This is a genomic window from Streptomyces vinaceus (assembly GCF_008704935.1).
GTDB lineage: Bacteria > Actinomycetota > Actinomycetes > Streptomycetales > Streptomycetaceae > Streptomyces > Streptomyces vinaceus.
Genome location: NZ_CP023692.1, coordinates 2,894,369 through 2,906,439, shown reverse-complemented (window position 1 = coordinate 2,906,439; position 12,071 = coordinate 2,894,369). Strand labels below are relative to the sequence as shown.

The following is a 12,071-nucleotide window of genomic DNA, read 5'->3' as shown; positions in this document are numbered from 1 at the left end:
GCCCCCTGACCCCCGGTCCCGACCGAACCCCGCGGATGGCGGGGAGCCCCCCGGAAACGGCGGGGGCTCCCCGCCATCCGTCGTTTCCGGGCACCGGGACCGGGACCGGGACCCCGACCGGCGCCGGGGCTGCGGCTCAGGCCGCGGCCCCGTCGGCGGAGGAGGAAGAGGGCGAGGCGGGCGAGGCGGGGAAGGCGGGCGAGGCGGGGAAGGCGGTGGCGCCGGGCGCGTCGGGCGCCGACCACGAGGCCAGCATCCGCAGGGCGTCCTGCGAGGGGGAACCCGGCTCCGCGTGGTAGGTGACCAGGACCTGAGCCGAATCGCCCGGCAGGGCCAGCGTCTCGAAGGACAGGGACAGCTCGCCGACCAGCGGGTGCCGCAGGTTCTTCACCCCGTGCGTCTTGTTGTCCGCCAGCGTGTGCGCCGCCCACAGCCGGCGGAATTCCTCGTTCTTCACCGACAGCTCACCGACCAGCGCGGACAGCTGCTCGTCGTCCGGGTGCTCGCCCGCGTACATGCGCAGACTGCTCACGACCCGGCAGGCCAGGCAGTCCCAGTCCGCGTAGAGCTCGGCCGCCGCCGGGTCCAGGAACACCAGCCGTACGAGGTTCCGCTCCTGGGGCGGCAGCAGGCCGAAGTCCCCGAACACCGCCGCGGCCAGGCGGTTCCACCCGATGACGTCCTGCCGCCGCCCCAGGAGGTACGCCGGCACCCCGTCCATCGCGTCCATCAGGGTCCGCAGCTCCGGGCGCACGTGCTCGGCCCGGTACTGCTTGGCGCGCTGGCGGCGGGGCCTGGGGCGGGCCAGGTGCGTCAGGTGGGCCGTCTCCGTGCCGTCGAGGCGCAGCGCCCGGGCGATGGCGTCGAGCACCTCCACGGAAACGTTTTGCCCGTGTCCCTGTTCGAGGCGCGTGTAGTACGCCACCGAGACGCCCGCCAGCTGCGCCAACTCCTCGCGCCGCAGCCCCGGTACGCGGCGGTGGCGGCCGTAGTCCGGCAGGCCGACGTCCGAGGGGCGCAGCCGCGCCCGGCGGGAGCGGAGGAACTCGCCCAGTTCGGCACGCTGATCAAGCTGGTCCATGACGCCAGTATCCCCGGGCGGCCGGGACGGCGGGGCCGTGTGCCTGACCCCGTCAGGGGTAGGACCGCCGGTCCTAGGCAGGACAGGGGCGTGGCTGCCGGCGGCCCGGTACGGAATCGTTCACCGCACGCAGACCGTCAGCAGTGCCCGAGGAGCCCCCACCATGTCCTTCAACAATGCCGCAGCCGCCACCCAGGTCGCCGCCTACGCCGCCCCCGCCGCGAAGGCCCCGCTGGAGCGCACCACCGTCGCGCGACGCCCCGTGGGCGAGCACGACGTCCTCATCGAGATCAAGTACTCCGGCATCTGCCACTCCGACATCCACCAGGTCCGCGACGGCTGGGGCGAGGGCATCTACCCGATGGTCCCGGGCCACGAGATCGCCGGTGTCGTCGCCGAAGTCGGTCCGGGCGTCACGAAGTTCGCGGTCGGCGACCACGTCGGCGTCGGCTGCTTCGTCGACTCCTGCCGGGAGTGCGAGTACTGCCTGCGCGGGCAGGAGCAGTACTGCGTCAAGGGCATGACCGGTACCTACAACGACCGCGACAAGCAGGGCGAGCCGACCTACGGCGGCTACTCCACGCACCTCGTCGTCGACGAGAACTACACCGTCCGCATCCCCGACGGGCTGCCCCTCGACGTCGCGGCCCCGCTGCTGTGCGCCGGGATCACCCTGTACTCCCCGCTCAAGCACTGGCAGGCGGGCCCCGGCAAGAAGGTCGCGATCGTCGGCCTCGGCGGGCTCGGCCACATGGGCGTGAAGATCGCGTCGGCCCTGGGTGCCGAGGTCACCGTCCTTTCGCAGTCGCTGCGTAAGCAGGAGGACGGCCTGCGGCTGGGCGCCTCGCACTACTACGCCACGAGCGACCCGGCCACCTTCGAGGAGCTGGCCGGCAGCTTCGACCTGGTCGTCTCGACCGTCTCGGCCCCGCTCGCGCTCGACGCGTACCTCGGCCTGCTGAAGGTCGACGGCGCGCTGGTGAACGTGGGCGCCCCGGAGGAGCCGGTCGAGCTGAACCTGTTCTCCGTCATCCAGGGCCGCAAGACCCTGGCCGGCTCGATGATCGGCGGCATCGCGGAGACGCAGGAGATGCTGGACTTCTGCGCGGAGCACGGCCTGGGCTCGGAGATCGAGCTGATCCCCGCGTCGGAGATCAACGCCGCGTACGACCGGGTCCTGGCCAGCGACGTCCGCTACCGCTTCGTGATCGACGCCTCGACGATCTGACGCCTCCGGCCGCCGCCCCCCCCCGGCCTCCAGGCCGCCGGGCACCGCTCGGATCGCGCGCCGCGGCCCTCCGCCCGGACACGGGTGCAGGGCCGGGCGGGAGGGTCAGCCGTTGGCCTTGGCCACGCCGATCGGGCAACTGACGCCCGTACCGCCGATGCCGCAGTACCCGTCCGGGTTATTAACCAGGTACTGCTGGAGGTACCACCCCTCTTTGCGGAGAATTAGTGACTCTTCGTAAAGGGGTGGGAAGTGAACGAAGCGGCACCGGTGATCCCGGTTGTCTCGTACGCCCGTATCTCCGCCGACACGGCCAGGGACGGCCACGGCGTCGAGGACCAGCACAAGGTGAACGGGGCGACGGCGGCCCGTCTCAGCTGGACGATCGTGCACCACTACACCGACAACGACCTGTCCGCGGCCAAGGCGGGCGTGGTTCGCCCGGACTTCGAGGCGCTGGTGAAGGCCCTCAAGGCGGGCCACTTGCCGGACGGACAGCCGGTGCGCGGCGTCGTCGTCGTCGCGGACGACCGGCTCACGCGGCGGGCCGGCGACTACGAGCGGTTCGTGGACGCGCTCACCTACGAGGAGGGCCGCCTCTACGCCGATGCCAAGGGGCCGAAGAACCTCTACAGCGAGGACGTGGAGTCCATGGGGCTCTTCGGCGTGGTCATCTCCAAGATGGAGGTGCGCAAGATGCAGCGGCGTGCGCGGCGCTCGCACCGCGCCCGCGCCGAGCTGGGCATTCCGGTGGGTGGGAAGCGCCCCTTCGGCTGGCAGCCCGACAAGCTCGCGCTGAATCCCGAGGAGGCGGCGTGGCTGGCGAAGGGCGCTCGCGAGGTGATCGCGGGCAAGTCCCTGCACTCGATCCTCCGCGAGTGGCGGGAAGCCGGCGTTCGCACGATCAACGACAAGGAGTGGGCGAGTCGCTCCCTCAAGCTCGCGCTGTGGAACCCGCGGCTGTGCGGCTGGCGGAAGCACAATGGCGAGTTGGTGCGTGATGCCAACGGCGTGCCGATCGTGGGTCGCTGGGAGCCCGTCATCACGCCGAAGGAGTGGATGGCTATCGACGCCATCTTCTCGGCGCGCGTCGGACCCAACGTGAAGTCCGGCGGATCGGTCACTGACTACCGCACTCCGTCCTACCTGCTGACGGGAATCCTCCGATGCGGAAAGCCTAGTGCGGACGGACCGATCTGCAATGCGCCGCTCCGCGCCACTGCCCGACCGGACCTTTCCGGTGGCTATCTCTACCAGTGCCCCAGCAAGGAAATGGGCGGCTGTGGCGGCACGGGTCGCAATGGAGCCAAGATTGACGAGTTCGTCACGGAGGCAGTCCTCGCGAAGTTGGAGGAACGGGCGGCCAGGACGAAGCATGCGGACGATGAATGGGTGGGGGAGGAAGAGCTGGCCCGCCTGACGAAGAAGCAGCGCAAGCTGCTCCAGGCGTGGCAGGAGGACCAGATCTCGGATGAGCTGTTCTTCCCTCAGAATCAGAAAATGGAAGCGCGCGTCAAGGAACTCCGCGCGGACCGTACCCGTCACGTCCTCAACCAGCAGCGTGCAGCCGAAGTAACCGGCGACGTGCGCGAGCGCTGGACCTCCGGCCAGCTGGACCTGGCGCAGAAGCGTGCCCTGATCAGGGAGGCACTGCACGCGGTGATCGTCCTGCCCGTGGGTGGCGGAGGTCGGCGCCCGTTCAACCCTGACCTGCTGGTCCCGAACTGGCGGGAGTGACGGGGAGCCGAAAAGGAAGGGGCACCGCCCTCTGGCTGGTACCCCTTTGTTCGTCATGTGGATATGGACTACCGCTGCCTGCACGTGGTTTCCTTCGCGTCGTAGACGCTGAGCGTCTCCAGTCGGAACGCGGTCTGCTCGAAGGTTTCGAAGAGTCGGCCGAACTCCTCACCGCTGAGCACCGAAGTACTCCTCCAGGACGGCTGCCGGGACCACGACGGCAGTCTCACCTTCGGGCAGCCCCCAGGGTTGGGCACGTTCCGTTCCGGCACTCCGGGCCACCGGACAGCTTCCGCAGCATCCTTGCCGCCAGATGTCGGCGTTTCCGCAATGGGACAGTCGTTTCCGCTTGGAATCGATGATGCGTGGGGACGTGCGCGGCGGCTACAACGGCAGCATGACCGTTTTCCTGTGTGTCAACTGCGGCGGCAGCCTCACGCCAAACCTGACGCCGCTGCCCGCCGTTCCCTCGGCGCCCGACGAGGAAGCGCGCGACAAGGAGAGTCGGCGGGCTCCGGCCCCACTGCCGCAAGGGCACTACGCGATCGAGACCGAACCCTGGGGCGCTCCGTACGTGCCGCATCCCGACCAGGAAAAAGGCGGACCTGCCCAACCGCGTGGGCCCTGGCGGAGCGACGAAGGGGTGGCAATGGTCTCCGCCGGGCCGCGCAACAACATCGTGATCCACCCGGAAGACGCACCTGATCTCCGGCCGCTACCGGATGGGGAGAAGAGCGGCGGATGCTGCGGTCCGTCCGGCGACCGCGGACTCAACCGTGCCTGCCCCTGTGGCGCCCGGGTGGCCACCCTGGCCGCGGACTGCTTCGGTCCGTACGAGCTCCACCTGGACGCGATGCGGGCATACGGATACAACCCGTCCTGATCAGTAGCCGGAGGGGTGGGAGGACAGCCAGTCGGCGTGGCGGTGGCGTCACGACGTACACCTCGCCGCCTGCGAAGAGCTCGTCCAGGACCGTGTTGTACCGGTCCAGGACGATCGCGTACTCCTCTTCGTCCGCCGCGTAGCGCTTCGGCTCCGGAAGGCTGTGGAAGCGCACCCACCGATCGCTGTATGCGGTCTTCAGCCTCATGAAGGAGCAGCGGTCCGGCAGGTGTCAGGCCCTGCCAGAGCCGGGCCAGCCGCTCGGGCGCCGGGTCGGCGGAGTGGGCGGTTATTCCCCTGGAGCCTTGGCGATGCCGATCGGGCAGGCCACCCCCGTGCCTCCGATGCCGCAGTAGCCGTCAATGTTGCGGTCCAGGTACTGCTGGTGGTAGGCCTCGGCGGGCCAGAAGGGGCGCTCCGCGGCCGGGAGGACCGCCGTGGTGATCTCGCCGTACCCCGACGCGGTCAGGACCTGCTGGTACGCGGTGCGGGAGGCCTCGGCCTCCGCCTGCTGGGCCTCGGAGTGGGTGTAGATCGCCGAGCGGTACTGGGTGCCGACGTCGTTGCCCTGGCGGAAGCCCTGGGTGGGGTCGTGCGACTCCCAGAACAGCTTCAGGAGGGTGGCGTACGAGACCTGCGCCGGGTCGAAGACCACCCGTACGACCTCGGTGTGGCCGGTCTGCCCCGAGCACACCTCGTCGTACGTCGGGTTCTCGGTGAACCCGCCCTGGTAGCCGGCCAGCGTGGTCCACACCCCCGGGGTCTGCCAGAACTTGCGCTCGGCGCCCCAGAAGCAGCCCAGGCCGAAGTCGGCGACCTCCAGCCCCGCCGGGTAGGGGCCGGCGAGCGGGTTGCCGAGGACGGTGTGCCGGTCCGGGAGCGAGAACTGCGGGGTCGTGCGGCCCGGCAGGGCCTCCTCGCGGGTGGGGAGCTCGGGCGTGCGGCGGTACGAGAACATGATTCCCTCCTAGTGGGTGCTCCCTTCAACGGGCGAGGGCGGACCGGGATTCCCCCGGGGCCCGCCCCCGCCCGCCACGTCATACTTCCGTCATTGCTTCCGCGCCGCTCACGCGCCGTGCTCGGCCGTGGTGGCCAGCACGGCCCAGTTCCGGGCGTACAGGTACCGGCCCTTCGGCGTCCCCGAGTAGTACCAGGGCAGCGCGCCGATGTACCCGTCGATGACCCGGAACTGCTCCACGGCCTCCGCGTCACGGTCCTGCCAGAACAGCAGCCACGCGAGGACGTGCCGCAGCCGGACCGCCCGCCGGTCGGCCGGGTCGGCCGCCGCCAGGTCCATGAGCGCGGCGTCGACCGCCGCCCGGGGCCCCGGCTCCTTGAAGAAGGTCTCCGGCGTGAGCTCCTGCTCGTGCAGCTCCTGCTCGACGTAGGCCACCAGCGGCAGCAGCGACAGCAGCTCGCCGGGTGCGCCCGAGGCCGCGGACGCATGGGCGAAGGCCAGCGCCAGCTCGTGCGAGCCGCGCCACTTCTGGCACCAGTACTGCAGGGCCGTGGTGTGTGCGGTCAGGATCCTCGGGTCGCGCCCGGTGATCTCGGCCCACAGCTTCTCGTACCGGTCGTGCGGGTAGCCCAGGCCCTGCGCGATCGGCTGCTCCACCATGTACGGGACCGGGTCGGCCGGGTCGGCCAGCCGCTGGGCCTCGTGGGCGGCGGCCTGTGCCTTGACCAGCAGCTCGTGGAACAGCCGGAACTGCTCCTGCGTGGTGCGGCTGCCGGCCTGGCTGCCGCGCACGTTCCAGGCGACCTGCACGGCGGTGTCGGCATCGACCAGGGCCGCCGTTGGGTCCGACGGGCGCGCCGCGTGCCACGCCAGCAGCCACGCGTCGTCCTCCGCCGCGACCTCGGCCAGGGCGCGCACGCGCTGCCAGCGCTCCTCCCAGTCCGAGCCGGCGGCCTCCACGTAGGAGGCGCCCGCCTCCCAGTCGCCGCTGCGGACGGCCGCGATCGCCGCCGTCCGCTCCGGCGGCGCGGGCTGCGCCTGCTCGGTGTCGAGGTCCTCCTCCGCGACGAAGCCCAGCGCGACGACCGCGGCCGCCTCGCGCGCCTTCTTCTCGGCCTTCTCGGCGGCGGTACGGTCCTGCGCGGCCCCCCTGTCCGCCTCGGCGGCGGCGATCCGGCCCTGGAGGGTCTTCGTACGGGCGGTCATGAAGCGGTAGGCGGCGCCGCCCAGCAGGAGGACGCCGAAGACGATCAGGCCGAGCATCGGACGAGCACCAGCTTTCGAAGGGGTTCGGTGTCGGGACGGTCCGCCACGAGGGCGTCCAGGGCGAGCTCCAGCTGGTCCTCGAAGCCCTCGGTCGCGAACCGCAACTCGGCCGAGTCGGACCAGGACAGCTGCCAGCGGGCGGCGCCGCGGGCCGTGAGGTCGGCGGTGACCAGCCGGCTCAGGGCGCTCCGCAGGACGGGCCGGGTGAACTCGCGGGCCGCGCGGCCCGTGGCGGCCGCCGCCTCCTCGGACTTCGGGAAGCGGTCGGCGATCCGCCAGCGCAGCGCCGGGTCGGCGTCGATCGCGTCCAGCAGGGCCGCCGGCTCCGGCGACACGCCCTCGGCGGTGATGGCCTCGCGGACCTCCTGCGCGCCCCGGCCCACGTACGCGGTCATGCTCTCGTGGACGAGGTCCGCCCAGTCCAGCCGCGTCAGCGCGAGCGCCTGCGGGGTCAGGACCGCCTGCTCCAGAGCGGCCAGCGCCGCATCCGGGGAGGCGAGGAGCTCCATCGCCGGGCGGGTGGCCTGCGCCGCCCGCCCGTCGTCGGGCAGGGCCTCGATGCGGGCCACGCGCTCGGCGAGCGCGGGGTGGGAGTCGTACGCGGAGGCGGGCTCGGTGGACAGCTCCCGGCGCAGCCCCTCCAGCTCCTGCGCGCGGGCGTCGAGCAGTTGCCGGAAGCCGCCGAAGACCTGGCCGGAGCGCGGCAGCAGGCCCGCGCCGACGCCGAGGGTGGCGTACGAGTCCATGTAGAAGTCGTGCGCGGGGCCGAGGGCGTTGAGCTCGCGCAGTGCGGAGGCGGCGGAGTCGCGGCCGGCGACGCGGACCGCGGCCATGTCGGCGGCGAGCTCCTGGCGGCGGCTGCCGGAGAGGGTGGCCCGCATGTAGAAGTGCGCGTACCCCGTGTAGATCTTCGCCATGGCCCGGTACATCGCGCCTTGGCCGGCCGTGTCGACCTCCTTGGCCTGCTTGCCCTTGGCGAGCCGCTTCTCGGCGGCCTTCTCCTGCCGGGCGCGCTCGCCCGCGACCTTGGCGTCGGCGCGCTCGTGGAAGTGCTCGATGGTGCGGATCAGCTGGGCGCGGCCGCGGACGATCAACGGGGTGAGGCGGGTGTCGAGGTTGGCGTAGTGGCCCATCTCGTGGGCGAGCACGGCGCGCAGCTGCATCTCGTCCAGGCCCGTCATCAGGGGCAGGCCGAGGTAGAGGCGGCGGGTGCCGGACAGCAGGCCCAGCAGCCGGGCGTCCTCGCTGACGGCGGCGTTGACCTCGTCGATCAGCAGGATCTCGTCGGGGGCGCGGGTGCCGACCTGGTCGGCGATGTGGCGGACCGTCCGCCACAGGAGGGGTTCCTGCTGCTCGGTGACGGGGACGCCACGCAGGGGGTCGCCCTTGGGGGTGCGGAGCATGAACATGCCGCGCACGATCGGGACCGCGAGGACCGCCGAGACGATGAGGACCTTGGCGGCCACGCCGCCGTGCAGCCAGGTGACGGTGGCCCAGTCGGCGGCCGCGAGCACGGCCAGCAGGATGAAGCCGAGCAGGTAGAAGCCTGCGAGCAGGACGAGGGCGCGCAGCGCGCGCAGTGATGCGCCCATATGGACAGATCCCCCCACGGGACGAAACGGTGCAGGTGCGAGTGACGAGTACGGGTGCGCGGTACAGAGAGCGGGTGCGGCTTGCGGCTCTGGGCACACGTACGGCCCCTAGGGCCTTTACAGCAACCTTATGTGCCGGGCTGCCGCGGGTGGGAGTCAGGGGGGAGGGCTGCCACCCGCGGGCGCGGCGGTGTCAGTGGGGGAGGGTGGCCGGGGAGCCGCCGTTGGCCTCGTAGCCGGCCACCGCCAGGGCGCGGAAGACGGCGTACTGGGCCGCCGGGTCCGCGGAGACCGACCACGGGAGGGCGCCCACGCAGCCGTCGACGTGGCGGATCTGCTCCATCGCCTCCGCCCAGCGCTCCATGGGCACCAGGAACGACAGCAGCATGTGCCGTACGTGGGCCAGCATCGGGTCGTCCTGGCGGGCGGTGTGCACCGCGTACAGCGCGCCCTCGACGGCCCGGGTCACCACCGCGCCGCGCCAGTAGTTCGTCAGGACCACGTCCGGCACGTGCTCGTACACCGCGAACAGCGGCAGCGCCGCCAGCAGCGAGCCCTTGGGGGCGCGGGCGGCGGCCGCGTGCGCGAAGGCGTCCGCCTTCTCCCGCGAGCCGTGCCACTTCTCGCACCAGTAGTGCAGCGCCGCCAGGTGCGCGCCCATGTGCGTCGGCGCGACGTCGATGACCTTCGCCCACAGGGCGTCGAACTCCGCCTCCGAGTACCCCAGCGCCCGCGCCACCGCCAGCTCCGTGATGAACGGGACCGGGTCGCCCGGCGCCAGCAGCGCCGCCTTGCGGCAGGCCTCCCGGGCCTCCTCCAGGATGATCCGGTGGTCGGTCGAGCCCACGCCGCCCGAATGCCGCCACGCCTGCTGCACCAGCAGCTCGGCGTGCACCTGCGCGCCGCCGGCGTCCTTCTCCGCCTCCAGCCGCCAGGCCTTCAGCCAGCGCGCGCCGGCCCCCGGCTCGGCGACCAGCTCCAGCGCCGCGGCCCCGCCGAAGGCCTGGACCCGCTGCCAGCGCAGCTCGCCCTCCTTCGGGGTGCCGGCCAGCAGCTGGGACGCCGCCTGCCACTGCCCGGTGCGCTGCACGGTGTCCAGGGCGTCCATCAGGTCCTCGTCGGGACCCGGCACCCGGATGTCCAGGTGCTCTTGGCGGGCGAAACCGTAGTTCTCGGGGTCGGCCGCGTCGGGGCTGCCCGGCGCGACCAGACGCAGGCCGCCGCCCCGCCTGCGCCGTATGTACGGGCTGAAGGCGGCCACGAGCAGGCCGAGCGCGATCAGGAACCACAGAATCTCCATGCACCCAAGCGAACCAGACGCACCCGCGCGAAGGCCAATGCCCCACCCCGCCCTCCGGCCCGGCCTCCCATAAGCTCTGCCCATGAGCGACCACAGCCACGAGCACCAGAGCTTCGAGACCCGCGCGATCCACGCGGGCAACACCGCGGACCCGCTGACCGGCGCGGTCGTGCCCCCGATCTACCAGGTGTCCACGTACAAGCAGGACGGCGTCGGTGGACTGCGCGGCGGCTACGAGTACAGCCGCAGCGGCAACCCGACCCGCACCGCCCTGGAGGAGAACCTCGCGGCGCTGGAAGGCGGCGCCCGCGGCCTCGCCTTCGCGTCCGGGCTCGCCGCCGAGGACTGCCTGCTGCGTACGCTGCTCTCCCCGGGCGACCACGTGGTCATCCCGAACGACGCCTACGGCGGCACCTTCCGCCTGTTCGCGAAGGTCGTCTCCCGCTGGGGCGTGGAGTGGTCGGTGGCCGACACCTCCGACGCGGCGTCCGTACGGGCCGCCCTCACCCCGAAGACCAAGGTCATCTGGGTCGAGACCCCGTCCAACCCGCTGCTCGGCATCACCGACATCGCCGTCGTCGCCGACATCGCGCGGTCGGCCGGCGCCAAGCTGGTCGTGGACAACACCTTCGCCTCGCCCTACCTCCAGCAGCCCCTCGCGCTCGGCGCGGACGTGGTCGTGCACTCGCTGACCAAGTACATGGGCGGCCACTCCGACGTGGTCGGCGGCGCGCTGGTGGCCGCCGACGCGGCACTGGGCGAGGAGCTGGCCTACCACCAGAACGCGATGGGCGCCGTGGCCGGGCCCTTCGACTCCTGGGTCGTGCTGCGCGGCATCAAGACGCTGGCCGTCCGCATGGACCGGCACGCGGAGAACGCCGAGAAGATCGTGGAGGTGCTGAGGCGCCACCCGAAGGTCACCAAGGTCCTCTACCCGGGCCTGCCCGAGCACCCGGGCCACGAGATCGCCGCCAAGCAGATGCGCAACTTCGGCGGAATGATCTCCTTCCAGGTCGCCGGCGGCGAGGAGGAGGCCGTCGCGGTCTGCGGCCGCACCAAGGTCTTCACCCTGGCCGAATCCCTCGGCGGCGTCGAGTCCCTCATCGAGCACCCGGGCCGCATGACCCACGCCTCGGTGGCCGGCTCGGCCCTGGAGGTCCCGGCGGACCTGATCCGCGTCTCGGTGGGCATCGAGAACGCCGACGACCTGATCGCGGACCTGACCCGGGCCCTCGGCTAGCCGACCCGTACGACGAGAGCCGCCGGGCGGTGGCTACCAGCCCTCCAGGGGCGGGGACACACCGCTCGGCGGCACCTCCCACGGCCGGGTCAGCGAGGCCCACACCGCGAAGGCCACCGCCGCGGCGGCCAGCAGCGTCCAGCCGGCCCGCCGCAGTGCCCGCCGCCGGCGCAGCAGCCGGTCCCCACGGGCCGCGGCGCTCGCCGCGAGCCCGGCCGGGACCACCGGGCGCGGACCCTCCAGCAGCCGCCTGACCTGCTCCTCCTTGCGGTCGGCGGCGCTCACGCCGCCTCCCGGGAGCGCACCTGCGCCACGGCCCGGGTGCACAGCGCCCGCACCCGCTCGACCGGCAGCCCCAGCTGGGCGGCCGTGACCTCCTCGGCGACGCCCTCGTACACGCGCAGCACCAGGACGAGCCGCTCCAGCGGGCCGAGGGGCGCGAGGAGCCCCGTACCGCCGTGGTGGCGCCAGCCGGTGCGGGCGAAGGCGGCGCACAGCTCCTGGCGGGTGCGGTCGTACGGGTCGTCGCGGCGGACCCGGCGCCACTGCGCGTACGTACGGGCCAGCGCGCCGGCGAGCAGCCGGCGGGCGGCGGCGGGCTCGGCCTCGGGCTCGGCGGTCAGCAGGACGGCGACATGCAGGAGCCGCCCCGCCGCACCCGCGACGAAGGCCTCGAACTCCGCGTAGGTGCCCGGCCCGTGGTCGTCCACAGGCCACATAGTGCGGGCAGCGGGCCGCCCGGCCAAGAGGTCGGACGGACTCCGGATCGGGCCGGCGGAGCGCCCC

The 12,071-nt window shown here is 72.4% G+C and carries 13 protein-coding genes and 1 pseudogene; 4 read left to right on the top strand and 10 right to left on the bottom strand.

Annotation, left to right across the window (positions count from 1 at the left end; translation table 11 throughout):
* Nucleotides 1-136 precede the first annotated feature (136 nt).
* Nucleotides 137-1,081 (bottom strand): helix-turn-helix transcriptional regulator, encoded by a 945-nt coding sequence (locus CP980_RS12760; RefSeq protein ID WP_150528207.1) that lies wholly within the window; start codon nucleotides 1,079-1,081, stop codon nucleotides 137-139.
* Nucleotides 1,082-1,244: 163 nt separating this feature from the next.
* Here CP980_RS12760 and CP980_RS12755 point away from each other — a divergent pair, with 163 nt between their 5' ends.
* On the top strand, nucleotides 1,245-2,309 hold the full coding sequence (locus tag CP980_RS12755; protein ID WP_150528206.1) for an NAD(P)-dependent alcohol dehydrogenase: 1,065 nt from the start codon (nucleotides 1,245-1,247) through the stop codon (nucleotides 2,307-2,309).
* Nucleotides 2,310-2,414: 105 nt separating this feature from the next.
* Here the strand turns inward: CP980_RS12755 and CP980_RS35890 are convergent.
* Nucleotides 2,415-2,513, bottom strand: a pseudogene (locus CP980_RS35890) (peptide-methionine (S)-S-oxide reductase MsrA); the annotation flags it as partial.
* A gap of 48 nt (nucleotides 2,514-2,561) precedes the next feature.
* Here CP980_RS35890 and CP980_RS12745 point away from each other — a divergent pair.
* Complete coding sequence (locus tag CP980_RS12745) at nucleotides 2,562-4,046, top strand: recombinase family protein (protein ID WP_150528205.1); 1,485 nt, start codon at nucleotides 2,562-2,564, stop codon at nucleotides 4,044-4,046.
* A 68-nt stretch (nucleotides 4,047-4,114) separates the two neighbouring features.
* Here the strand turns inward: CP980_RS12745 and CP980_RS36560 are convergent, their stop codons facing one another.
* Entirely contained in the window at nucleotides 4,115-4,228 is a 114-nt protein-coding gene (locus tag CP980_RS36560; RefSeq protein WP_341874192.1) for a DUF6879 family protein, read from the bottom strand.
* A 176-nt stretch (nucleotides 4,229-4,404) separates the two neighbouring features.
* Between CP980_RS36560 and CP980_RS12740 the strand changes: the two genes are divergently transcribed.
* Entirely contained in the window at nucleotides 4,405-4,929 is a 525-nt protein-coding gene (locus tag CP980_RS12740) for a hypothetical protein (protein WP_229906963.1), read from the top strand.
* Here the strand turns inward: CP980_RS12740 and CP980_RS36720 are convergent.
* The 5 genes from CP980_RS36720 to CP980_RS12715 form a co-directional block, all read right to left on the bottom strand.
* Complete coding sequence (locus CP980_RS36720) at nucleotides 4,817-5,137, bottom strand: DUF3885 domain-containing protein (protein ID WP_150528204.1); 321 nt, start codon at nucleotides 5,135-5,137, stop codon at nucleotides 4,817-4,819. The two genes, CP980_RS12740 and CP980_RS36720, sit on opposite strands and share 113 nt — an antisense overlap.
* Before the next feature lie 81 nt (nucleotides 5,138-5,218).
* Nucleotides 5,219-5,887: a peptide-methionine (S)-S-oxide reductase MsrA gene (gene msrA, locus CP980_RS12730; protein WP_150528203.1), complete on the bottom strand. Its 669-nt coding sequence runs from the start codon at nucleotides 5,885-5,887 to the stop codon at nucleotides 5,219-5,221.
* 108 nt (nucleotides 5,888-5,995) lie between these two features.
* Entirely contained in the window at nucleotides 5,996-7,150 is a 1,155-nt protein-coding gene (locus tag CP980_RS12725; RefSeq protein WP_150528202.1) for a hypothetical protein, read from the bottom strand.
* Nucleotides 7,138-8,745, bottom strand: a complete 1,608-nt coding sequence (locus tag CP980_RS12720) for a M48 family metalloprotease (RefSeq protein ID WP_150528201.1) — start codon at nucleotides 8,743-8,745, stop codon at nucleotides 7,138-7,140. The genes CP980_RS12725 and CP980_RS12720 overlap by 13 nt, the downstream gene beginning before the upstream one ends.
* A 193-nt stretch (nucleotides 8,746-8,938) precedes the next feature.
* Nucleotides 8,939-10,045: a hypothetical protein gene (locus tag CP980_RS12715; protein WP_150528200.1), complete on the bottom strand. Its 1,107-nt coding sequence runs from the start codon at nucleotides 10,043-10,045 to the stop codon at nucleotides 8,939-8,941.
* Between the two features lie 82 nt (nucleotides 10,046-10,127).
* On the opposite strand from CP980_RS12715, the gene CP980_RS12710 reads away from it, so the two are divergent.
* A complete protein-coding gene (locus tag CP980_RS12710; protein ID WP_132756293.1) occupies nucleotides 10,128-11,285 on the top strand; it encodes a cystathionine gamma-synthase in 1,158 nt (385 codons plus the stop codon).
* Nucleotides 11,286-11,318: 33 nt separating this feature from the next.
* On the opposite strand, the gene CP980_RS12705 is transcribed toward CP980_RS12710, so the two are convergent.
* Together CP980_RS12705 and CP980_RS12700 are read right to left on the bottom strand one after the other, a co-directional pair.
* Nucleotides 11,319-11,570 (bottom strand): hypothetical protein, encoded by a 252-nt coding sequence (locus CP980_RS12705; protein ID WP_099889772.1) that lies wholly within the window; start codon nucleotides 11,568-11,570, stop codon nucleotides 11,319-11,321.
* Entirely contained in the window at nucleotides 11,567-11,995 is a 429-nt protein-coding gene (locus CP980_RS12700; protein WP_308439341.1) for a sigma factor-like helix-turn-helix DNA-binding protein, read from the bottom strand. The genes CP980_RS12705 and CP980_RS12700 overlap by 4 nt, the downstream gene beginning before the upstream one ends.
* Nucleotides 11,996-12,071: the final 76 nt, after the last annotated feature.

What these genes read in the sequence shown, in the direction of transcription:
- CP980_RS12715 (WP_150528200.1), bottom strand. Translation starts at nt 10,045, where the DNA reads ATGGAGATTCTGTGGTTCCTGATCGCGCTCGGCCTGCTCGTGGCCGCC.
- CP980_RS12740 (WP_229906963.1), top strand. Translation starts at nt 4,405, where the DNA reads ATGATGCGTGGGGACGTGCGCGGCGGCTACAACGGCAGCATGACCGTT.
- CP980_RS36720 (WP_150528204.1), bottom strand. Translation starts at nt 5,137, where the DNA reads ATGAGGCTGAAGACCGCATACAGCGATCGGTGGGTGCGCTTCCACAGC.
- CP980_RS12755 (WP_150528206.1), top strand. Translation starts at nt 1,245, where the DNA reads ATGTCCTTCAACAATGCCGCAGCCGCCACCCAGGTCGCCGCCTACGCC.
- CP980_RS12710 (WP_132756293.1), top strand. Translation starts at nt 10,128, where the DNA reads ATGAGCGACCACAGCCACGAGCACCAGAGCTTCGAGACCCGCGCGATC.
- CP980_RS12725 (WP_150528202.1), bottom strand. Translation starts at nt 7,150, where the DNA reads ATGCTCGGCCTGATCGTCTTCGGCGTCCTCCTGCTGGGCGGCGCCGCC.
- CP980_RS12760 (WP_150528207.1), bottom strand. Translation starts at nt 1,081, where the DNA reads ATGGACCAGCTTGATCAGCGTGCCGAACTGGGCGAGTTCCTCCGCTCC.
- msrA (WP_150528203.1), bottom strand. Translation starts at nt 5,887, where the DNA reads ATGTTCTCGTACCGCCGCACGCCCGAGCTCCCCACCCGCGAGGAGGCC.
- CP980_RS12720 (WP_150528201.1), bottom strand. Translation starts at nt 8,745, where the DNA reads ATGGGCGCATCACTGCGCGCGCTGCGCGCCCTCGTCCTGCTCGCAGGC.